The following is a 21,881-nucleotide window of genomic DNA, read 5'->3' as shown; positions in this document are numbered from 1 at the left end:
CGGGAAGCCGGTAAAGGAATTCGTCGTGGCAACACGAGCTAAGAAGACCGTCAAGGGCAAGAGCGGCAAGAAGGCTGCGAAGAAGTCCACCAAGAAGACCGCTAAGAGGGCCGTAAAGGCGCGCGTGTCCAAAGCGGCCAAGAAGGTCAACAAGGTCAAGAAGAGCAAGAAGGCTGCCGCCAAGAAGGGCGTGAAGACGAGCGCCGCGAAGCCGACGAAGAAGGCGGCGAAGAAGCAGGCGGTCACCAAGAAGACAGCGGCCAAGAAGGCCGTCAAAAAATCCGCGAAGGCACCGGCGAAAACGACGGCCAAGAAGGCGAGGGTGTCTGCACCACCTCCCGCGGTCGCTCCGTCGAAAGTCGTGAAGCCCAAGGTCGCGAAGGCCAAGACGCCGCCTGCGCCGAAGCCCGTGACGGCCCCGAAACCGGCTGCGTCCGCCCGCGACAACGTCTTCTACATCTCTACTGCTATTGCCTATCCCAATGGCGCCCCGCATATCGGGCATGCTTATGAGGCGATCTCGGCCGACGTGCTGGCGCGGTTCGCGCGGCTCGACGGCAAGGACGTGTTCTTTCTCACCGGCACCGACGAGCACGGCCAGAAGATGGTTCAGACGGCGCAGAACGAAAGCCTGACCCCGTCTGCGCTGGCAACCCGCAACGCCGGCCGCTTCAAGGAGATGGACGAGCGTCTGAACGTCTCCTTCGACCGGTTCATTCGCACGACCGAGGAACAGCACCATCGATCGAGCCAGGAGATCTGGCGGCGCATGGAGGCGAATGGCGACATCTATCTCGACAGTTATTCCGGCTGGTACTCGGTGCGTGACGAGGCCTATTACGCAGAGGACGAGACGCGTCTGAACGACGACGGCGTACGGCTGGGACCGCAGGGCACGCCGGTCGAGTGGGTCGAGGAGAAGAGCTATTTCTTCCGCCTGTCCGCTTACCAGGACAAGCTGCTGAAGCTGTACACGGACAATCCGGATTTCATCGGCCCGGACTCGCGCCGCAACGAGGTGGTGAGCTTCGTCAAGGGCGGTCTGCGCGATCTCTCGATCTCGCGCACGACATTCGACTGGGGCGTCAAGGTGCCCGGCGACGAGGAGCATGTGATGTATGTTTGGGTTGACGCCCTGACCAATTACATCACCGGGGTCGGCTTTCCTGACGAGAGCGACAAGAACTGGCGTTACTGGCCGGCCGATGTGCATATCATCGGCAAGGACATCATCCGCTTCCACGCCGTGTACTGGCCTGCGTTCCTGTTGTCGGCTGGCATCGCATTGCCCAAGCGGATCTATGCCCATGGCTTCCTGTTCAACAGGGGCGAGAAGATGTCGAAGTCGGTCGGTAACGTCGTCGACCCCTTCAATCTCGCCGACCAATACGGCGTCGACCAGATGCGCTATTTCTTCCTGCGCGAGGTCTCCTACGGCCAGGACGGCAACTACAACCATGAAGCCATTGTCGCGCGCATCAATGCCGATCTTGCCAACGACCTCGGCAATCTCGCGCAGCGCTCGTTGTCGATGATCGCCAAGCAGCTCGGCGGCGTGCTGCCGGAGCCGGGCGCGTTCAGCGACAACGACAAGGCCATCCTGGCGATGGCCGACGGCATGATCGCGACCTCGCGCGAGGCCATGTCGACCCAGCAGATCCATCACTGGCTCAATGCCGTGTGGGCCGTGGTCGCGGAGGCCAACCGCTATTTCGCGGGCGAGGCGCCATGGGCTCTGGCCAAGACCGATCCTGTCAGGCAGAAGACGGTGCTCTATGTCACTGCCGAAGTCGTGCGCCAGATCGCGATCCTGGCGCAGCCGGCGATGCCGGTTGCCTGCGGCAAGCTGCTCGACAGCCTCGGCATCCCCGAAGGCGAGCGCAACTTTGCCGTGCTGGGCGGAGATAGGCGCATCGCGCCCGGCTCGACGCTGCCCGCGCCGACGCCGGCGTTCCCACGTTACGTCGAGCCGGCGGCGTAGGACACGCGCACGATGCTGGTCGATAGTCACTGCCATCTGGATTTTCCCGATTTCGCGGAAGATCTCGACGGCATCGTCTCACGTGCCCGCGCAGCTGGCATCGGCCGCATGGTCACGATCTCGACGCGCGTACGAAAGCTCGATCAGCTTCTGGCGATCGCCGAGCGCTACGACGACGTCTATTGCTCGGTCGGCACCCATCCGCACCATGCGGACGAGGAAGACGGCATCACGCCGGACGAGCTGATCGCGCTGACGCAGCACTCCAAGGTGGTCGCGCTCGGCGAAGCCGGGCTCGACTATTTCTACGACAACGGCTCGCCGGAAGCGCAGGCGAGGGGCTTTCGGGCCCACATCGCCGCCGCGCGCGCAACCGGCCTACCGCTGGTGATCCATACCCGCGAGGCCGACGGGGATTGCGCCCGCATTCTCGAAGAGGAGGCGGAGAAGGGATCGTTCCGCGCGGTGCTGCATTGTTACACCGGCGGGCGCGAGCTGGCGCTGAAGGCGGTGTCGCTCGGGCTTTACATCGGCTTCACGGGCATCCTGACCTTCAAGAAGTCGGATAGCTTGCGCGCGCTGGCGGCCGAATTGCCGTCCGATCGTATCCTGGTTGAAACGGACTCGCCCTATCTTGCGCCGGGCAAGTTTCGAGGCAAGCGCAACGAGCCGGCCTATGTGGTCGAGGTCGCCAAGGTGCTCGCTGAAACACGCGGCGTTTCGCTCGAGGAGATTTCGCGCCAGACCAGCGAAAACTTCTTCCGTTTGTTCTCCAAGGTAAAAGCCTGAGGTTCTGAGCCGCATGATGCTGACGCTGACGATCCTGGGTTGCGGCTCCTCCGCCGGCGTGCCGCGCCCGGCGCTCGGCTGGGGTGCCTGCGATCCCAACAATCCCAAGAACCGGCGTCGCCGCTGCTCGCTGCTGGTCGAAAAGACTTCGAGCCACGGCACCACGCGTATCGTGATCGACACCTCGCCCGACCTGCGCGAGCAGCTCATTGATGCCAATGTCGATCATATCGACGCGGTGTTCCTGACCCATGAGCATGCCGACCAGACCCACGGCATGGACGATCTGCGCTCCGTCGTCCTGCACATGCGCAAGCGCATTCCGACCTACTTCAATCAGTCGACCGCCAAGGACATCATGGCGCGGTTCTCCTATTGCTTCATCTCGCCGGAGGGCAGCGACTATCCGCCGATCCTCACCCGGCATTCGATCGAGGCGGGCGAAACCCAGGCCATTCTGGGGAAGGGGGGCGCGGTGACGATGACGGCTTTCCTGGTCCAGCACGGCAACATTCCCGCGCTCGGCTACCGCATCGGCAACGCCGCCTACACGCCCGACCTCAACGACATCCCGCGCGAGAGCTGGGGCGCCTTGGAAAATCTCGATCTCTGGATCGTCGACGGCCTGCGCTATACCGGCCACCCTAGTCACTTCAGCATTAACGATGCGCTGTCCTGGATCGAGCGTTTCAAGCCGAAGCGCGCCGTCATCACCAACATGACGGCCGACGTCGATTACGAGGTGATCCGGCAGACACTGCCGGCGGGCGTGGTGCCCGCCTATGACGGATTGCGGCTGGAGACGGTGTAAGCCCGGTTGGGGAAAATCCGGAGCAGACCGGCATGTTCCTTGCCTGCAAGGCGCTGATCGTGTTGGTCTAACGTCTGAAAGACAGGCGGGGGACGGCGGCGATAATCAGCCGGAACCGGTAACGCGCTGAAGACGGGACGCGTGAGGATTGGGGGCCGCATTGGCGGAGCATGAGGACATCGAGGCACCGGGGCTGCTGCGGCGCGCCCTTGACCTTCTCTATCTCGGCGCAGGCTACGCAGCCGGCATTTTCATGGTCGCGATCTTCGCGATCATGATGGTCATGTCGGTCGGCAGGCAATTTGCCATCAACATCCCCGCCGGCGACGATTTCGCGTCCTGGTGCATGGCCGCGATGGCGTTTCTCGGCCTCGCTCACACCTTCAAGCGCGGTGAGATGATCCGGGTCGGACTCCTGCTGGAGCGTCTGCACGGCCGGACCCGGCAGGCCGCCGAGATTATCGCACTCGGAATCGCCACCGTCTTCATTCTCTATTTTACCCGGTATGCCGCGCAGATGGCTTACGATTCCTGGCGCTTCAACGACGTGGCCCAGGGCGTCGTCGCCGTTCCTCTCTGGATTCCCCAAATCGGCTTTGCCGGTGGCCTCGCGATCCTGTCGATCGCGGTGATTGACGAGATGGTCAATGTGCTGCGTGGCGGCCGGCCAAGCTACGAGCAGGGCTCGCCCGACGAAACGCCGGACGAATTCATCGAGCGAATATCGCAGGGCGGCGGGGGTTGATCATGGCCAATCTCGGTATGATCGAACTCTCGTTCATCCTGCTCGGCGTGATGATCCTGCTGCTGGGGAGCGGGGTCTGGATCGCCGTATCGCTTGGGCTGGTCGGTTTCGTGGCGATGGCGCTGACCACGAGCCTGCCACTCGGCTCCGTGCTGGCCACCACCACCTGGAGCGCGAGCTCGTCCTGGACGCTGGCCGCATTGCCGCTGTTTATCTGGATGGGAGAAATCCTGTTCAGGACGAAGTTATCGGAAGAGATGTTCCGCGGCTTGTCGCCCTGGGTGCAATGGCTGCCGGGGCGGCTGACGCATGTGAACGTCATCGGCTGCGGCATCTTTGCGGCCGTGTCGGGCTCCTCGGCTGCGACCTGCGCGACGATCGGCAAGATCGCGCTCCCCGAGCTCGACGGACGCGGCTACGACAAGGGCCTCAGCCTCGGCTCTCTGGCTGGCTCCGGAACGCTCGGCTTGCTGATCCCGCCGTCGATCCCGATGGTCGTCTATGCGGTCACGGCCAACGTCTCGGTCCTGCAGGTGTTCCTGGGCGGCTTCCTGCCGGGTGCGCTCGTGATGGTGCTTTACTCCGGTTACATCATCATCTGGTCGCTGCTCAACCCGAAGAAGATTCCGCCGCGCGATCCTCCCATGCCGTTCCGGCAGAAGCTGAAGGAATCGGCCAAGCTCGTGCCGTGCCTGCTGCTGATCCTCGCGGTCTTCCTCTCACTCGTGCTTGGCTTTGCGACCGCGACCGAATGCGCGGCGTGGGGCGTCGCCGGCGCGCTGCTGCTGGCATGGTGGAGCGGAACGCTCACGCGCAAGAACTTCGTCGAGAGCGTCATGAGCGCGACGCGTCTGACCTGCATGATCATGCTCATTCTCGCGGGGGCCGCGTACACCACGGCCGCGATGGCCTATACCGGCATTCCGGCGGCCCTCGCCACCTGGGTCCAGGGGCAACAGCTCACGCCGGGCATGCTCGCGCTGTATCTGAGCATCATGTACATCATCCTCGGTTGCCTGATCGACGGCATCTCGATGATCGTGTTGACGGCCGTCATCGTGCTGCCGATGGTCAAGCAGGCCGGGCTCGATCTGGTCTGGTTCGGCGTCTACCTCATCATCCATGTCGAGATGGCGCAGATCACTCCGCCGGTCGGCTTCAACCTGTTCGTGCTGCAGAACATGAGCGGCCGCGACACCCTGACCGTCGCGCGGGCCGCGTTCCCGTTCTTCGTGCTGCTGCTGGCTGCCGTGTTCATCATCACCGAATATCCGCAAATCGTGCTGTTTCTGCCCAAGCTCGCGTTCCCCGACTGAGGGTTTTGCGTTTTACCGTGAGGAGAAGTTCGATGACGTCTCGCTTGTTGCTCTCAGGTCTAATCGCTGGTGCGTTGCTGGCCGCGCCGCCCGTCATGGCCCAGACCAAATGGAATCTGCCGGCGGCATATCCAATCGACAATCCGCACTCGGAAAACCTGGTCGCTTTCGCCAAGGACGTCGAAGCTGCGACCTCCGGAAAGCTGCTCATCACAGTTCATCCGAACGCCTCGCTGTTCAAGGCCCCGGACATCAAGCGTGCGGTCGTGACGGGGCAGGCGCAAATGGGCGAATTGTTGCTCTCGATCCATGAGAACGAAGACCCTGTGTTCGGGATCGACGTCGTGCCGTTCCTTGCGACGAGCTTCCCTCAGGCGATGAAGCTGTACCAGGCGTCGAAGCCGCTGATCGCCAAGAAGCTGGACGCGCAAGGCCTGAAGCTCCTGTTCGCGGTGCCGTGGGCGCCGCAGGGCGTGTACGCCAACAAGCCGCTTGCCTCGATCGAGGACATGAAGGGCCTGAAGTGGCGTGCCTATAACGTCGGCACCGCGCGTATCGGCGAGTTGGTCGGCGCCCAGGCCGTCACGATCCAGGCCGCAGAGCTTCCGCAAGCGCTCGCAACGGGCGTCGTGAATTCCTTCATGTCGTCCGGCGGCACGGGCTACGATTCCAAGGCCTGGGAGTCGCTCAAGTATTTCTACGATGTGCAAGCCTGGATCCCGAAGGACTACACCTTCGTCAACAAGGCGGCATTCGAGGCTCTCGACAAGCCGACCCAGGAGGCCGTCCTCAAGGCCGCGGCTACCGCGGAAACGCGCGGCTGGAAGGCCTGGGAAGACAAGGCCAATTGGTACATCGAGCAGCTCAAGGCCAAGGGCATGACGGTTGAGCCGCCAAGCCCGGCGCTGAAGGCCGGTTTCGAGAAGATCGGTGAGCAGCTCACGGCCGACTGGCTCAAGAAGGCCGGCGCGGACGGCCAGGCCGTCATCGACGCCTACAAGAAGATGTGACGGCGAACGAGATCTTCCGCCTGAATCTCTCAGGCGGAAGGTTATGCGGTCTCTCTCACGCCGAAATGGCTTTGGCCGAGCCGACTTCGTTGCGCAGCAGGAATTTCTGGATCTTGCCGGTCGACGTCTTCGGGATCGGCCCGAAGACGACGGCCTTCGGTGTCTTGAAGCCGCTCATATGCGTGCGGCAGAAGGCGATGATGTCGGCTTCGGTCGCGCTGGCGCCGTCCTTCAGCTCGACGAAGGCGCAAGGCACTTCGCCCCATTTGGGATCAGGCTTGGCAACCACCGCGGCGAACAGCACGGCCGGGTGCTTGTAGAGGATATCCTCGACTTCGACGGACGAGACGTTCTCGCCGCCCGAGATGATGATGTCCTTGGACCGGTCCTTGATCGTGACGTAGCCGTGCTCGTCGAGCACGCCGAGATCGCCGGTGTGAAACCAGCCGCCCTCGAAGGCTTCCTTGGTCGCCTTCTCGTTCTTGAGGTAGCCCTTCATCACGATGTTGCCGCGAAACATGACCTCGCCGATCGTCTCGCCGTCGCGCGGGACCTGCTGCATGGTGTTGGGATCGATGACGGTGACGCTTTCCTCGAGCGGGTAGGGCACGCCCTGCCGGCGCTTCATGCGCGCGCGCTCGGCGGCGGGAAGATCGTCCCAGCCGGGCTGCTCGGCGCAGACGGAGGCGGGGCCGTAGACCTCGGTCAGGCCATAGACGTGCGTGAGCTTGATGCCGATGCGCTCGGCGCCTTCGAGGACTGCGACCGGCGGGGCCGCGCCGGCGATCAGGCCGACCACGCGGCGAGCCGCATTTCCTTTCGGTGCATCGGGTGCGTTGATCAGCGTGTTGTAGACGATCGGCGCGCCGCACATATGGGTGACGCCGTGCTGCCTGATCAGCTCGAAGATCCTGGTCGGCTCGACCTTGCGCAGGCAGACATTGATTCCGGCAGCTGCCGCCATGGTCCAGGGGAAGCACCAGCCATTGCAGTGAAACATCGGCAGGGTCCACAGATAGACCGGATGCTGGCCGAGATTGCCGGCGAGGATGTTGCTGACGGCGTTCAGATAGGCGCCGCGATGATGGGTCACGACGCCCTTGGGATTGCCCGTCGTGCCCGAGGTATAGCTCAGCGCGATCGCATCCCATTCATCGCCCGGCGCGATCGCTGCAAAATTCGGATCGCCTTGCGCGACGGCCGCTTCATATTCGATCTCGCCGATGCGCTTGGCGCCCGTGAAGGCGGCATCGTCAACGTCGATCACGAACGGCTTTGGCCCGGTCATCTGGGCCAGCGCATCGGTGATCACGCCGGAAAATTCGGGATCGACCAGGATGATTCTGGCGCCGCCGTGATCGAGCTGGAACGCGATCGAGGGCGCATCGAGCCGGATGTTGAGAGCGTTGAGCACGGCGCCCGTCATCGGGACCGCGAAATGTGCTTCGTTCATCGCCGGGATGTTCGGCAGCATCGCCGCGACGGTGTCGCCGACGCCGATGCCCTTGCCGGCGAGATATGACGCAAAGCGCTTACAGCGCTCATGCGTCTGCGCCCAGGTGAAGCTGCGGCCCTCATAGACCGTGCTGACGTGATCCGGGTACACCGCAGCGCTGCGCGCAAGGAAGCTCAGCGGCGATAGCGGCACGTAGTTGGCAGGGGTCTTGTCGAGGCCGATATTGTACTGGTTCTGCCGATCACTCATCGACACCCTCCGTGACGCCGCGCTTACAGGAATCCAATCGAAATCCAGGGGAAGACCGCGACGATGATCAATCCCACCAGCAGCGCCACCAGATAGCCCCAGATCGGTCTGATGCCGTCGGCTGGATCGACGCGTCCAATGGCGCAGGCCGCATAATAGCCGACGCCGAAGGGCGGCGCGAATAGCCCGATACCCATCGCCAGAATGATCACCATGGCGTAGTGCACCTCGTGCACGCCGACGGCGCGGGCGATCGGAAATAGCAAGGGTCCGAACAGCACGATCGCGGGGATGCCCTCCAGAACGCTGCCGAGGATCGTGAAGGCCAGGATGGATACGGCGATGAAGGTCGCAGCTCCCCCGGGCAATCCGGTCATGGCTGCCGCTAGCGAGCGCGAGAAGCCTGATTGGGTCAGGCCCCAGGCCATGCCGGTGGCGGTGCCGATGATCAGCAGGATCGCGCCCGACAGCGCAGCCGTTTCGACCAGCATCGGAAACAGCCGCCGCCAGTCGAAGCGGCGATAGATCAACAGGCCGACCAGGGCGCCATAGACGATGCCGATGGTGGAGACTTCGGTTGCGGTCGCGATGCCCTCGACCACGGCGTAGCGGATCACGAAAGGCAGCGCGAGCGCGGGCAGGGCGACGATGAAGGTCTTGCCGATCTCGGAGGCCGTGGCGCGGCGGACATGGCTCATGTCCTCGTGGCGGTAACGCCAGCGCACCAGCATGCACAGCGTGATCGCGAGCACGACACCAGGCAGCAGGCCGCCGGTGAACAGCGCCGCGATCGAGACGCCGGTGACCGAGCCGATCGTGATCAGCACGAGGCTCGGCGGGATGGTCTCGGTTTGGGCGCCGGTCGCCGCCAGCAGCGCGACGAGATCGCCGGGCTTGGCACCACGCTGCTTCATTTCAGGAAACAGCACGGGCGCGACCGCGGCCATGTCGGCGGCCTTGGCGCCTGATATGCCGGAGACCAGGTACATCGCGCCTACCAGCACGTAGTGCAGCCCGCCGCGGACGTGGCCGAGCAGGCTTCCCAGGAACGCCACCATCGCCCGGGCCATGCCGGTCATCTCGATCAGAAGCCCCAGGAAGACGAACAGCGGCACCGACAGCAGGATCAGATGGCTCATGCCCTCGTCCATCCGCCCGACCAGCACCATGACCGGCGTGGGCGTGGTGAGCGCCAGATAGCCGAAGATCGCGAGGCCAAAGCCGAACGCGATGGGAACGCCGGCGAAGACGCAGAAGCCGGCGACGCCGACGAAGAAGATAACGAGATTGAGATTGCCGAGAGGCCGCAAATAAGGCTGTGCCAGCCAGAACAAACCGACCACGACGACAACGGAGATCACGGCCGTCAGCACCATGCGATAATCGGCAGTGCGGAACAGCCGGACCAGCGCGAACGCCGCCATCAGGCAGATCCCGACCGGCAGCGCGACGGCGCGCCACATGTTCGAGATCTGCAGCGCCGGCGTGGTGATGAAACTTTCCTCGTAGGCGTAGTCCCAGGCCGGCCAGATGATCAGCACGAGGAAGGCCAACGCTGCGCAGGTGGCGACGAGGTCGAGATAAGCGCGCGTGGCCGGCCGCGCACGCGCGACAACCGCGGTCATGCGCATGTGCTCAGAGCGGCGAAATGCGACTGCCGCGCCCAGCATCGCCAGCCACAGGAACAGGATCGAAGCGAGCTCATCGGACCAGATCAGCGGCCGATGCAAGCCGTAGCGCGCGACGACGCCGGCAAACAGGATCGCGATCTCGACGACCACCAGAATGGCCGCCGGGATTTCGACGGCGAGGCCGAGGATGCGCTCGAGCGAGGCCAGCACGGAGGATCGGCGAGGGGACTGAACGGTCGCCTCGCCCATCATTTCGCTCACCTGAACCCCGGTATGAGCCATGACGGCCCCAACGCGTTACGACAGTTTGCCGACGGCCTTTTCCAAGAGCTCCCAGGCCTGCTCGCCATACTTGCCCTTCCACTCGGCGTAGAAGCCGGCGGTGCGCAGCTTGTCGCGGAAGGGCGCGACCGCGGGCTGGTTGAAGGTCAGGCCCTTGCCCGCGAGCTCCTGCTGGAGACCAGCGTTCAGCTTGGCCGTATCCTCACGTTCCTTGATGGCGGCGGCGTTGATGTTCTTGGCGACGATGGTGCGCACGTCCTGTGGGAGTTTCTCCCAGGCTCTCCGATTGGCCAGGAACCAGAAGCCGTCCCACATGTGGTTGGTCAGCGAGCAGTATTTCTGAACCTCGTAGAGCTTGGCGGTCGAGATGATCGCCAGCGGGTTCTCCTGGCCCTCGACGATCTTGGTCTGGAGCGCGGAATAGACTTCGGCGAAATTGATCGAGGCGGGCGCGGCGTCGAAGGCCTTGAACATCGAGGTCCACAGTGGCGATACCGGCACGCGGATCTTGAAACCCTTGAAGTCGTCAGGACCGTTGATGGGCTTGGTCGACGACGTGGTCTGGCGGAAGCCGTTGTCCCAGATCTTGTCCATGACCTCGAGGCCGGCCTTCTTGATCTCGCCGCGGACATAAGCGCCGAGGTCACCGTCCATGGCCTTCCAGACCGTGTCGTAATCCGGAAATGCGAAGCCGATGCCGTTGATGGATGCCGCCGGCACCAGGGTCGACAGAATCAGGCCGGACAGCGTGAAGAACTCGACGCCGCCGGAACGGATCTGGCTCAGCATGTCGGTGTCCGAGCCAAGCTGGTTATTGGGGAAGATCTGGAGGTCGAACTTGCCGCCAGTCTCGCTCTTGATCGCCGCAGCCATCTCCTTGGCGCGGATGTTGAGCGGGTGCGTGTCGGGCAGGTTATTGGCGTATTTGTAGGTGAACTCGGCAGCCTGGGCACGGGCCACATAGGTTGCGCTGACGCCGCCAAAAACGGCGGTCGCGGCGGAGGCCTTTAGAAGCGTGCGGCGGGAAAAACTCATGGGTCTGTGCTTCCTCAGAAGATTGTTCTTGTTGTGAGACGCAGACCATACGGACGTCGGGCCTGAAGGTCATCTGCGATCTCGCGGAGCTCGCTTATTGCAGCCCGACAAGGTCGCGGCAATAAGACATCGGCCCAATTCAAAATCTGAAAAACAACCCCATGCACAGTAGCGGTCAAGTCCTGACGAGCTGAACCAACCCGGGGCCGGAAATCGCAGGGAAGCGAAAGCCCAGTGATAGCAATTTCGGCTAAACATCTGATCTGATTGTATATAAATATATTCCATAATATACCTTATGCGAATTACGGATATGCGAGGCGGATCAGGACGACCCGGATGATGGCTCCCCCAAATTGGCCCCTTGCCCCATCCTTGCCCCGTCAGAAGACCGACGCGCGACGGCAGCTCGCGCCCAGTGCAAGCTCCGAAACCGACCGAGGCGAACCCACTGGCAGGACATGCCAAGGGTGTCAGCGCAGCGTGCGGGGTCGGCGGAAGCCTAGGTTGGACGGAAGCCTGGGTTGGACGGAAGCCAGCCTCGCCCGGGTCAGCGCAAGCGCTAATCCGCCGAAAGCGACCGGAGCCAGGCCAGTCGTGCGATTGCCCTCTCCGCCATCTGTTGCAGGACTTCGGTGCGAGCAGCGTCATTCGAGCGCTCGGCCCCGTCGAGATAAGTGTCGACCAGCGCCTCGGCGATCTCCAGCGAACCCTTTCCTGCCAGGGAGACCGGAAAGCGGCCGACATCGGCGGCAGCGTCGGCCATCCTGACCGTCTCGTCGCGAAGCTCTCGTGTCCGGACTGCGGCCGGCCCGCTCATGTGTCGCTCGAGATCAGCGAGCTGGTCTGCCAGGCGAAGCTCCAGCTTCCGCGCATCAATCTGCAATGCTGCGGTTCCCGATGCACCGGCAGAGTCCTGATCGTGTTCGCGATGGTAAGCGCGACGCCTCTCCTTTCGCAGCGCGGCAACATGGCCAAGCTCTTCGCTCGCCATGGCCTCAGACGCCCTCTTGATCTCGGGATCATCGGAATAAGCCGCGAGATAGGACCAGAAAGCGAAGGCGCGCTCCTCATTGCGGACGGCCATTGCGAGCGCGCGATAGGGCGTCATCAAGCGGGATGTCTTCGCGTCCGCGGCGACTTCCGCATCGATCGCTTCGGGCGTCTGCCAGCGCACCAGCACGGGATCCGGAACCTTGCCGCGACGCGATTGTGACCAGCGCGCGACGCTGTCGACGTGCTCGCGCTCGGCGGAACTTAGTCGCGCAAAGACATCGGCGAGATCATTCTTCCCCTGCTTGCGCATCTCTTTGGCCAAATCGTCGTAACGATTTGCCGCCTCCTGCTCCATTGCGTGCGCTAGCGCAAAGAGCTCGTCGAGAGACTTCGGTACACGACCGGGCTCGGCACTCAGCAATGACGTGCGCAGGAATGGCATAACGATGGCTCCAGATGCAGACGACTATTCGGTTCCGCATAAGGGGTTTTGCGGAGTTGACAGATGCGGTCGCTGACGATGAGTGTGACACGTCAGCGGCGACAAATCATCGACGAAGTATCTTTCAGCACACGCGGCCCTCTCGGCCGCGCAGATCGCGTTTGAATCGAAATGTCGCAACAGCCGCATGACAAAAACGGCCTCGCGAGGCGTGCAGCACGCGCGCTCGCGAGCTCACTATTCTTGCTCTTGCTGTGTCTTGCGTGCATCTCGCCCGCATCCGCCGCCGGCGATTTTCAGACATACCTGCCGAAGCTCACGCCCGCGGAGTTTTTCCCCGGTGCGGATCGTTTTGGCACGCCGCAGGGCGATCCGCCCATTGTTCCGGTCTACCGCGGCGACCAACTGCAGGGATTTGTCTTCCTGAACTCCGACTTCGCCAACGCGGTCGGATACTCGGGCAAGCCGATCCACATCCTGGCAGGGATCGATCCGAAAGGCGTCATCACCGGCATCAAGCTCGTCGACCATAAGGAACCGATCGTGCTGGTCGGCATTCCCGAGGCCCGAATCGTCGCGGCCATGAATTCTCTGATCGGCAAGGACATGAAGCCGGTCGCAAGCGGGGCCGAGAATCCGCCGCAGGTTGATATCGTCAGCGGCGCAACCGTCACGGTGCTGGTGATGAGCGACAGCATCGTCCGCGCCGCGTCCAAGCTGATCCGGAGCGGTCGCGTCGGTGGCGGAGACGGCGCAGCGGCATCGGCAGCCCTGCCCCCGGTCATCAAGACCCTCGATCTCGAACATAGCGAAGTGCGCGACTGGGACAGCCTCGTCGGCGACGGCTCGGTGCGCCGGCTTCATCTCGGGATCGGCGACATCAACGAGGCCTTCGCAAAGTCCGGCAACGCGGCGGCGAGCCAGTATCCCGAGCCGGGCGATGCGAGCGACAGCTTCATCGACCTGTATGCGGCGCTCGTCACCGCGCCGACGATCGGGCGCAGCCTGCTCGGCGATGACGGCTATCAACGGCTGAAGGACAGGCTGAAGCCGGGACAGCAGGCCATCATCGTGGCCGGCAACGGCGCCTACTCTTTCAAGGGCTCGGCCTACGTTCGCGGCGGCATTTTCGATCGCATCGAGATCTTGCAGGACGGCAACAGCACGCGCTTTCGCGACCGCAACCATACGCGGCTGGGCGCTCTGGCCGCTGCTGGCGCGCCCGAGTTCAAGGAAATCGCCCTGTTCGTCACGCCGCCCGAGTTCACGCTCGATCCGACGCAGCCCTGGCAACTGCAATTGCTCGTGCAGCGAAGCCTGGGCGGACGCGACAAGGCGTTCCTGACATTCGACATCAATTACGCCCTGCCCGATCAGTACATGCGCCGCGAGCAGCGCGCGGTGACCGTGCCGGAGAGCGCCGCGGCCCCTGCAGCGGAGGCGCCGGCAGCAGCCCCGCCGGCGGAGACGGACGAGCCGCTCTGGATGCGGATATGGCGTGCCAACGCGGTCTCTGTCGGCATTACAGCGTTCATGCTGGCCGCCCTCACCGGCATCTTCTTCTTCCAAAACCTGCTGGTGCGCCGTCCGGTGCTCTACAACTGGGTTCGGCGAGGCTATCTCGCCTTCGTCGTGGTCTGGCTCGGCTGGTACGCCAACGCCCAGCTCTCGGTGGTCAACGTCGTCACCTTCACCAACGCGCTGGTGACCGGCTTCCATTGGGAGTTCTTTCTCGCCGCTCCGCTGATCTTCATCCTGTGGGCTGCGACGGCCGGAGGTCTTCTCTTCTGGGGGCGCGGTCCGTTCTGCGGCTGGCTATGCCCCTTTGGCGCGCTGCAGGAGCTGACCAACCAAGTCGCCAAGTGGTTGAAGGTGCCTCAAATCACGGTGCCATGGGGCCTGCACGAGCGGCTCTGGCCCATCAAATATATCGTCTTCCTGGGTCTGTTCGGCTTGTCGCTCTACTCCGTCGATATGGCCGAACGGTTCGCCGAGATCGAACCGTTCAAGACGGCCATCATCCTGAAGTTCGCGCGACAATGGCCGTTCGTCCTCTACGCGGTCGCGCTGCTCGTGATCGGCCTATTCATCGAGCGCTTCTTCTGCCGCTACCTCTGTCCGCTCGGTGCGGCGCTTGCGATTCCCGGACGCATGAGGACGTTCGAATGGCTTCGCCGCTGGCAGGAATGCGGCTCGCCGTGCCAGCGCTGCGCCAAGGAATGTCCGGTGCAGTCGATCCATCCGGAAGGACATATCAACGTCAATGAATGCATCTACTGCATGCATTGCCAGGAGCTCTACTACGACGACCATCGCTGCCCGCACATGATCCAGGTGCGGCTGAAGCGCGAGAAGCGTCAGGCCTTGTCGTCGCCCTCAATGCGCGCCGGCGGCAAGGGTCCCGCGACCGTCATCACCGCCGGCGGAAAACCTGTCAGCGCATCACCCGTCACCTCTCCACCCGAAACCTGAAACCGAAAGCCGAGGAGGCAATCATGAGCGAGAACGACAAAGTCAAGGGCGTCAGCCGGCGAACGATACTGGGAACGACGGCGGCTGCGGCGGGCGTCGGCCTGGCGGGCGGCGTCGCGATGAAGGACGGCGGCGGATTGATCTCGCCCGCCGATGCTCAGACGAAGACCCCCGCGGCGCCGCCGGCGCGATCGGGACTCCAAAAGGCCGAAGTGGCGCCCGGCGAGCTCGACGAATATTATGTGTTCTTCTCGAGCGGACAGTCCGGCGAGATGCGAATCCTCGGCCTCCCCTCGATGCGCGAGCTGATGCGCGTTCCGGTGTTCAATCGCTGCAGCGCGACCGGCTGGGGCCTGACCAATGAAAGCCTGAAGGTTCTGACCGAGGGCCTGCAGCCGGCCACCCGCGAATTCCTCAAGACTCGCGGCGGCACGTTCATGAACGGCGATCTCCACCATCCCCACATCTCCTTCACGGATGGCACTTATGACGGCCGCTATGCCTTCATGAACGACAAGGCCAACACGCGCGTCGCGCGGGTGCGGCTCGACGTCATGAAGTGCGACAAGATCATCGAGCTGCCCAACCAGCATACGGTCCACGGCCTGAGGGTGCAGAAATATCCGCGCACCGGTTATGTGTTCGCCAACGGCGAGGATGGTGTGCCCCTGCCCAACGACGGCAAGGTCCTGGACGATCCCAAGCAATATCGGTCGATCTTCAGTGCGATCGACGGCGACACGATGAAGGTCGCCTGGCAGGTGATCGTCAGCGGCAACCTCGACAACGTCGACGCTGACTACCAGGGCAAGTATGCCTTCTCGACCTGCTACAACGGCGAGGAAGGCGTCACCTTGGCCGAAATGACGGCCAACGAACAGGATTGGGTCGTCATCTTCAACATCAAGCGAATTGAGGAAGCCGTCAAGAAAGGCGACTTCAAGGAAATGAACGGCGTGCCCGTGATCGACGGCCGCAAGGGGTCGGCCTATACCCGTTACGTTCCGGTCTCGAACAATCCGCACGGCATGAACACGGCGCCAGACGGCATCCACATCGTCGCCGCCGGTAAGCTCTCCCCGACCGTGACAGTGATGGACGTGCGGCTGTTCGACCAGTTGTTTGACGACAAGATCAAACCGCGCGACGTCGTCGTCGCCGAGCCCGAACTCGGCCTCGGGCCTCTGCATACGGCCTATGACGGCAAGGGCAACGCCTATACCACCCTGTTCCTCGATAGCCAGGTCGTCAAATGGAACATCGACCTGGCCAAGCGCGCCTTCAAGGGAGAAAAGGTCAATCCCATCCTTCAGAAGCTCGACGTGCATTATCAGCCCGGCCACAACCACAGCTCCATGGGCCAGACCAAGGAGGCGGACGGGAAATGGCTGATCTCGCTGAACAAGTTCTCCAAGGACCGGTTCCTGAACGTCGGACCGCTGAAGCCGGAAAACGATCAGCTGATTGACATCTCGGGCGACCAGATGAAGCTGGTGCACGACGGCCCGAGCTTCGCCGAGCCGCATGACGCGACCATCGTCCACCGTTCCAAGATCAACCCGATCTCGATCTGGGACCGCGCGGATCCGATGTTTGCGGATGCGGTCAAGCAGGCCAAGGCGGACGGCGTCAATCTGGAGGCGGACTCGAAGGTCATTCGCGACGGCAACAAGGTGCGCGTCTACATGACCTCGACCGCGCCGGCGTTCGGCCTCGAGAAGTTCGATGTCAAGCAGGGTGACGAGGTCACCGTCTACATTACCAATATCGATGCGGTCGAGGATCTCACCCACGGCTTCTGCATCGTGAACTACGGTATCCAGATGGAAATTGGGCCGATGGCCACCGCATCTGTTACGTTCACGGCCAACAAGCCGGGAGTTTACTGGTATTATTGCTCCTGGTTCTGCCACGCCATGCACATGGAGATGAAGGGCCGGATGTTGGTCGAGCCGAAGTCGGTCTGACAGGAGCGAGCTCGTGAACGTCTTGTTGCGCATGTTCCCGGCGGCGCTGGTCGCCGCCGGGGTGTCTGGCTTCGCCAGCGCGGAGACCCTGACGGCTACGCCGGGGCAGCCGTTGCAGGCGTTGCTGGATAACGCGCGCGCCGGCGACGTCGTCGAGCTCTCCCCCGGCGACTATCACGGCTCGGTTCGCATCGATCGTCCGTTGCAGCTGGTCGGCAGACAGGGCGCGGTGCTCGACGGTGACGGCGCCGACAACGTCGTCACGGTCACCGCGCCGGACGTCACGGTTCGCGGCGTGACCATCCGGGGGTCCGGCCGCGATCTGCAGGCCATGAACTCCGGAATTTTCCTGCAGAAGACGGCCGAACGCGCCACCATCGAAGACAACCGGCTGGTGGAAAACCTGTTCGGCGTCTACGTGCACGGTGCCCGCGGTTCACGGGTCACTCGCAACGACATCGAGGGTCTGCGCGGCGGGCGTCTCAGCGAGGCCGGCAACGGCATCTCGCTTTGGAATGCTCCCGACGTCACCATCGATGACAACACTTTCCGCTACGGCCGCGACGGCATCTTCTCGGTCTCCAGCAGCAAGGACCGCTTCATCAACAATCGTTTCGACCAGGTCCGCTTCGCGATCCATTACATGTACACCAATGACAGCGAAGTCAGTGGCAACGTCTCGATCGGCAACCATGTCGGATACGCCATCATGTATTCGAACCGGCTGGTGATCCGCGGCAACATCTCCGATCACGATCGCGACCACGGATTCCTGTTCAACTATGCGAACTACGCCGAGATCGACGGCAACCGTGTCACAGGCGGCCCGTTGAGCTCGACAATGGACGCGACGGACAACGGTCCTGACGACGAACGAGGCATGCTTCCGGCCGCGGTGCGGGCGGGCCCGCTTCGGAACGGCCCGGAAAAATGCGTGTTCATCTACAACGCCAATCACAACAAGTTCCGCAACAACCTGTTCGAGAACTGCGCCATCGGCGTGCACTTCACCGCCGGCTCCGAAGGCAACGAGATCACGGGCAACGCCTTCGTGAACAACGCCAACCAGGTGAAATATGTCGGCACCCGCAACCTGGATTGGTCGACCGGCGGGCGCGGCAATTACTGGAGCGACAATCCGGCGTTCGACCTCAACGGCGATGGAATCGCCGATACCGCATACCGGCCGAACGACCTCATCGATCGCGTGCTGTGGACCGCGCCTGCGGCAAAAGTCCTCATCAACAGCCCCGCGGTCCAGGTGATCCGCTGGGCGCAGGCACAGTTCCCGGCCCTGCTGCCGGGAGGCGTCATCGATACCCACCCTCTCATCTCCCCGCCTCCGCGCCGCACGGCCAAGGAGGCACGATGACCAAGACGGTGCGCATCTCCGACGTCACGAAAGACTACGGCAGCGTCAAAGCCGTCCGCGGCGCCTCGTTCGAGCTCAGCCAGGGCGAGCTGGTGGCCCTGATCGGCCACAACGGTGCCGGCAAGACCACGCTCATGAAACTGATGCTGGGGCTGATACGGCCGACCAGCGGCTCCATCGAGGTCCTCGGCGACAATCCCGCCGCCGGCCAATTCGCCGGCCGCCGCCAGCTCGGTTACTTGCCTGAGAACGTCTCATTCGATGCCGCTCTGACCGCCCGCGAAACGCAGGCGTTCTACGCCAGGCTCAAGCGCGAGCCGGTGGCGAGGGCGCTCGATCTGCTCGACACCGTCGGACTGGGAGCCGCCAGCCGCCGCAGGGTCGGCACCTATTCGAAGGGCATGCGCCAGCGCCTGGGGCTTGCGCAGGCGTTGATCGGGCGCCCGCGGGTGCTGCTGCTGGACGAGCCGACCACCGGACTCGATCCAGAGCTGCGTCAGACCTTCTACGATGTCATCCAGCGGCTTGCCGCGGACGGTGCGACCGTGCTGCTGTCATCTCACGCGCTCACCGAGCTCGAGGAGTGCGCCGGCCGGGTCATCATCATGAACCGAGGCATCAAGGTCGCGGACGGATCGATTGCAGAGCTGCGCCGCCTCGCCCAGCTCCCCACCAGGATCCGCCTCAAGGTTTCGGGTCTCGCCCCGAGCGAGCTGCCGCGCTGGGCCCCGCAGGATGTGACCTGCCGCCGGCTGAATGGTCACATCGTCGAGATCGACGCCGCGCCGGAGCGGAAGATCGAGCTACTGCACCGCGCGACCGCCTCGGGCAATTCGGTCGAGGACGTCGATGTGGTCCCCCCGTCCCTGGATGAGCTCTACGCACACTTCCTCAGGCAATCGGAGCAGGCATCATGAATGTCCTGATCGTCGCAGCCAAGGAGATCCACCAGGCGATTCGCAATCGCTGGGTGCTCGCGGCGACGCTGCTGCTCGCCGGGCTTGCGCTGTCGCTGAGCTTCCTCGGCAGCGCGCCAACCGGGAACGTCGGCGTTCGCGCGCTCGACGTTGTCGTCGTCAGCCTGTCGAGCCTGACCATCTTTCTGGTTCCGCTGATCGCGCTTCTGATCTCTCACGACGCGATCGTCGGCGAGATGGAGCGCGGAACGATGCTGTTGCTGCTAAGCTATCCGGTCGCGCGATGGCAGGTATTGCTCGGCAAGTTCCTGGGTCATCTCGCCGTTCTCGCCTTCGCGACCTGTCTCGGCTATGGGCTTGCCGTCGGGGCATTGGCGGCGACGGGCAGCCACGTCGATAGCGACAGCCTGCTGGCCTTCATGGCGATGATCGGCTCCTCCGTGCTGCTGGGCGCAGCTTTCGTGGCGATCGGATATCTGGTCAGCGCGCTCGTGCGCGACCGGGGAACCGCGGCCGGCATCTGCATCGGGCTGTGGCTGCTGCTGGTGCTGATCTACGACATGGCGCTGCTGGGCGTGCTTGCGCTCGACCAGGGACGCAACATCTCCGCGACAGCGCTCAACGCCATGCTGCTGTCGAATCCGACCGATGCCTACCGGCTGATCAATCTCACCGGGTTCGCCAATGTCAGCACCTTTGCCGGCATGGCCGGCCTCGCGCAGAGCGCGTCGCTGACGGTGCCGGTTCTTCTGGCCGCCCTGCTCTGCTGGACCATGGTTCCGCTGGCGCTGGCCGCGCTCGCTTTTTCGCGGAGAGAGCTATGAGGCATTGGGCGATCGCTTGCGCGATGTTGCTGCCGCTCGTGCTTGCGGGCTGCAACGAGAAACAGGCCGCGACAATTCCGCCGCCGCAGCGGATGACCGCGGAGGACATCGGCCATTATTGCGGCATGAACGTGCTCGAGCACCCCGGGCCGAAGGGGCATATCTTCGTCGCCAGCCTGATGGAGCCCGTCTGGTTCTCGTCGGTGCGCGACACGCTCGCGTTCACCCGTCTGCCGGATGAACCGAAGGACATTCAGGCGATCTACGTCTCCGACATGGCCAAAGCGCCGAGCTGGGACAAGCCCGGCCCCGACAACTGGGTCGAGGCCCACAAGGCGCTGTTCGTGATCGAAAGCCGGATCAGAAGCGGCATGGGCGGCGATGAAGCCGTTCCGTTCTCCGACCGCGGCGCAGCCGAGAGGTTCGTCGGCGAAAATGGCGGCAAGATCGTCAGCTTCGACGATGTGCCCCGCGACTATGTCTTGGCGTCGGCGACGGCCAACATTGACGCGGCCCCCGAAGCAACCGAAGGGCTGCCGGGCGAGCGACCGAAAGGGCAACCATGATGCAGATGCCGACACGCCGACGCTTCATCCGGATCAGTGCCGCAGCGGCGGGCCTCGGCCTGCTGTCCGCCGGACGCTCCGTTCGCGCCGAGGTCGCGCCGACCGTCTGGCGAGGCACGATGCTGGGTGCGGTCGCAACCCTAGAGATTCACGCCGAGGACCGCAGCCGGGCGGAGCGATTGATCGCGGTGGCTTGCGCCGAAGCGCGCCGGCTCGAGCAACTGTTCAGCCTGTACCTGAAGGACTCCGCCCTGGTCGAATTGAATCGCACCGGTATTCTGGTTGATCCCGCCGCCGAGATGGTCGATCTGCTATCGGCCTCGCAGCACTACTCAGGGCTGACGGGCGGACTGTTCGATGTGACCGTGCAGCCGCTGTGGGAGCTCTATGCCAGCCACTTCGCGCAAGAGGACGCGGATCCGGCGGGTCCGGCAGCGGCGGCGATCCAGGCCGCGCTCGCGCGCGTCGGGAGCGACCGCATCACGGTCGGCCGCGACCGCGTCGTCATGCCCCGGGGCACGACGGTCACGTTGAACGGGATCGCGCAAGGCTATGTCACGGACAAGGTGGTGGACTTGCTGCGGGCCCACGGCGTCTCCCACAGCCTGGTCGATATGGGGGAAGCTCGCGCGATTGGCGCGCGACCCGACGGACGACCGTGGGAGGTCGGCATCGCCGATCCTGACGTCTCGGGCCAGACCAAAGCGGTGCTACCGATCGTCGACCGCGCCGTGTCCACCTCGGGCAATTACGGCTTCAGCTTCGATCCCAGGGCGCAGTTCAACCATTTATTCGATCCGCGAACCGGCGGATGCGCTCACCGCTATCGCAGCGTGACGACAGTGTCGCGCAGTGCGACCGCGGCAGACGCCTTGTCGACGGCCTTCAGCTTCATGCCGGAAGAGAAGATTCGATCGTTGCTGCCGCGTGTCGATATCGATCGCGTGCACCTCATCGATGACGCCGGCCAATCCACCGAGCTCGCCGCGTAGCGGCTCTTGGATCATGCGGCGCGGAGAA

General features: G+C 63.6%; 17 protein-coding genes. 13 read left to right on the top strand and 4 right to left on the bottom strand.

Translation table 11 applies throughout. The features are described from left to right. The first annotated feature begins 25 nt into the window (after positions 1-25). The 6 genes from metG to X265_RS19215 all read left to right on the top strand — a co-directional run bounded on the left by metG (position 26) and on the right by X265_RS19215 (position 6,652). Positions 26-1,981, top strand: coding sequence for a methionine--tRNA ligase (metG, locus tag X265_RS19240; RefSeq protein WP_128966233.1), 1,956 nt, complete (start codon positions 26-28; stop codon positions 1,979-1,981). A 12-nt stretch (positions 1,982-1,993) separates the two neighbouring features. Further along, on the top strand, positions 1,994-2,770 hold the full coding sequence (locus tag X265_RS19235; protein ID WP_128966232.1) for a TatD family hydrolase: 777 nt from the start codon (positions 1,994-1,996) through the stop codon (positions 2,768-2,770). A 13-nt stretch (positions 2,771-2,783) separates the two neighbouring features. Then, the gene (locus X265_RS19230; protein ID WP_128966231.1) at positions 2,784-3,581 is read left to right on the top strand and encodes an MBL fold metallo-hydrolase; all 798 of its coding nucleotides are present in this window, start codon (positions 2,784-2,786) and stop codon (positions 3,579-3,581) included. Between the two features lie 148 nt (positions 3,582-3,729). Beyond that, positions 3,730-4,326, top strand: a complete 597-nt coding sequence (locus X265_RS19225; protein WP_128966230.1) for a TRAP transporter small permease — start codon at positions 3,730-3,732, stop codon at positions 4,324-4,326. A 2-nt stretch (positions 4,327-4,328) separates the two neighbouring features. Beyond that, positions 4,329-5,642, top strand: a complete 1,314-nt coding sequence (locus tag X265_RS19220; protein ID WP_128966229.1) for a TRAP transporter large permease — start codon at positions 4,329-4,331, stop codon at positions 5,640-5,642. 32 nt (positions 5,643-5,674) lie between these two features. Then, positions 5,675-6,652 (top strand): TRAP transporter substrate-binding protein, encoded by a 978-nt coding sequence (locus X265_RS19215; protein ID WP_128966228.1) that lies wholly within the window; start codon positions 5,675-5,677, stop codon positions 6,650-6,652. A gap of 55 nt (positions 6,653-6,707) precedes the next feature. Here the strand turns inward: X265_RS19215 and X265_RS19210 are convergent, their stop codons facing one another. From X265_RS19210 to X265_RS19195, 4 genes are all read right to left on the bottom strand, one after another. Then, on the bottom strand, positions 6,708-8,357 hold the full coding sequence (locus X265_RS19210; RefSeq protein ID WP_164938684.1) for an acyl-CoA synthetase: 1,650 nt from the start codon (positions 8,355-8,357) through the stop codon (positions 6,708-6,710). Positions 8,358-8,380: 23 nt separating this feature from the next. Beyond that, positions 8,381-10,240: a TRAP transporter large permease gene (locus tag X265_RS19205; RefSeq protein ID WP_373291650.1), complete on the bottom strand. Its 1,860-nt coding sequence runs from the start codon at positions 10,238-10,240 to the stop codon at positions 8,381-8,383. Positions 10,241-10,285: 45 nt separating this feature from the next. Then, on the bottom strand, positions 10,286-11,305 hold the full coding sequence (locus tag X265_RS19200; RefSeq protein WP_128966225.1) for a TRAP transporter substrate-binding protein: 1,020 nt from the start codon (positions 11,303-11,305) through the stop codon (positions 10,286-10,288). Between the two features lie 562 nt (positions 11,306-11,867). After that, positions 11,868-12,743, bottom strand: a complete 876-nt coding sequence (locus X265_RS19195) for a ferritin-like domain-containing protein (RefSeq protein WP_128966224.1) — start codon at positions 12,741-12,743, stop codon at positions 11,868-11,870. 171 nt (positions 12,744-12,914) lie between these two features. Between X265_RS19195 and X265_RS19190 the strand changes: the two genes are divergently transcribed. The 7 genes from X265_RS19190 to X265_RS19160 are packed head-to-tail and all read left to right on the top strand — an operon-like array spanning position 12,915 to position 21,853. Beyond that, on the top strand, positions 12,915-15,215 hold the full coding sequence (locus tag X265_RS19190; RefSeq protein ID WP_128966223.1) for a NosR/NirI family protein: 2,301 nt from the start codon (positions 12,915-12,917) through the stop codon (positions 15,213-15,215). A 23-nt stretch (positions 15,216-15,238) separates the two neighbouring features. Beyond that, entirely contained in the window at positions 15,239-17,182 is a 1,944-nt protein-coding gene (gene nosZ, locus X265_RS19185) for a TAT-dependent nitrous-oxide reductase (RefSeq protein ID WP_128966222.1), read from the top strand. Positions 17,183-17,195: 13 nt separating this feature from the next. Further along, on the top strand, positions 17,196-18,554 hold the full coding sequence (locus tag X265_RS19180; RefSeq protein WP_128966221.1) for a nitrous oxide reductase family maturation protein NosD: 1,359 nt from the start codon (positions 17,196-17,198) through the stop codon (positions 18,552-18,554). Then, positions 18,551-19,471 (top strand): ABC transporter ATP-binding protein, encoded by a 921-nt coding sequence (locus tag X265_RS19175; protein WP_128966220.1) that lies wholly within the window; start codon positions 18,551-18,553, stop codon positions 19,469-19,471. Before X265_RS19180 ends, X265_RS19175 begins: the two co-directional genes overlap by 4 nt. Next, positions 19,468-20,295: an ABC transporter permease gene (locus X265_RS19170; RefSeq protein WP_188637380.1), complete on the top strand. Its 828-nt coding sequence runs from the start codon at positions 19,468-19,470 to the stop codon at positions 20,293-20,295. Before X265_RS19175 ends, X265_RS19170 begins: the two co-directional genes overlap by 4 nt. Further along, on the top strand, positions 20,292-20,861 hold the full coding sequence (locus tag X265_RS19165; RefSeq protein WP_128966218.1) for a nitrous oxide reductase accessory protein NosL: 570 nt from the start codon (positions 20,292-20,294) through the stop codon (positions 20,859-20,861). The genes X265_RS19170 and X265_RS19165 overlap by 4 nt, the downstream gene beginning before the upstream one ends. Then, positions 20,858-21,853: an FAD:protein FMN transferase gene (locus tag X265_RS19160; RefSeq protein WP_128966217.1), complete on the top strand. Its 996-nt coding sequence runs from the start codon at positions 20,858-20,860 to the stop codon at positions 21,851-21,853. Before X265_RS19165 ends, X265_RS19160 begins: the two co-directional genes overlap by 4 nt. Positions 21,854-21,881: the final 28 nt, after the last annotated feature.

It is taken from the genome of Bradyrhizobium guangdongense (genome assembly GCF_004114975.1).
In the GTDB taxonomy this organism is placed as follows: Bacteria; Pseudomonadota; Alphaproteobacteria; order Rhizobiales; family Xanthobacteraceae; genus Bradyrhizobium; species Bradyrhizobium guangdongense.
This window is presented reverse-complemented; position numbering and strand designations above follow the sequence as displayed.

Excerpts from the sequence above, each read along its gene's own strand:
- X265_RS19235 (WP_128966232.1), top strand. The coding sequence starts at position 1,994 with ATGCTGGTCGATAGTCACTGCCATCTGGATTTTCCCGATTTCGCGGAA.
- X265_RS19230 (WP_128966231.1), top strand. The coding sequence starts at position 2,784 with ATGATGCTGACGCTGACGATCCTGGGTTGCGGCTCCTCCGCCGGCGTG.
- X265_RS19220 (WP_128966229.1), top strand. The coding sequence starts at position 4,329 with ATGGCCAATCTCGGTATGATCGAACTCTCGTTCATCCTGCTCGGCGTG.
- X265_RS19215 (WP_128966228.1), top strand. The coding sequence starts at position 5,675 with ATGACGTCTCGCTTGTTGCTCTCAGGTCTAATCGCTGGTGCGTTGCTG.
- X265_RS19210 (WP_164938684.1), bottom strand. The coding sequence starts at position 8,357 with ATGAGTGATCGGCAGAACCAGTACAATATCGGCCTCGACAAGACCCCT.
- X265_RS19205 (WP_373291650.1), bottom strand. The coding sequence starts at position 10,240 with ATGATGGGCGAGGCGACCGTTCAGTCCCCTCGCCGATCCTCCGTGCTG.
- X265_RS19200 (WP_128966225.1), bottom strand. The coding sequence starts at position 11,305 with ATGAGTTTTTCCCGCCGCACGCTTCTAAAGGCCTCCGCCGCGACCGCC.
- X265_RS19195 (WP_128966224.1), bottom strand. The coding sequence starts at position 12,743 with ATGCCATTCCTGCGCACGTCATTGCTGAGTGCCGAGCCCGGTCGTGTA.
- X265_RS19190 (WP_128966223.1), top strand. The coding sequence starts at position 12,915 with ATGTCGCAACAGCCGCATGACAAAAACGGCCTCGCGAGGCGTGCAGCA.
- nosZ (WP_128966222.1), top strand. The coding sequence starts at position 15,239 with ATGAGCGAGAACGACAAAGTCAAGGGCGTCAGCCGGCGAACGATACTG.
- X265_RS19175 (WP_128966220.1), top strand. The coding sequence starts at position 18,551 with ATGACCAAGACGGTGCGCATCTCCGACGTCACGAAAGACTACGGCAGC.
- X265_RS19170 (WP_188637380.1), top strand. The coding sequence starts at position 19,468 with ATGAATGTCCTGATCGTCGCAGCCAAGGAGATCCACCAGGCGATTCGC.
- X265_RS19165 (WP_128966218.1), top strand. The coding sequence starts at position 20,292 with ATGAGGCATTGGGCGATCGCTTGCGCGATGTTGCTGCCGCTCGTGCTT.
- X265_RS19160 (WP_128966217.1), top strand. The coding sequence starts at position 20,858 with ATGATGCAGATGCCGACACGCCGACGCTTCATCCGGATCAGTGCCGCA.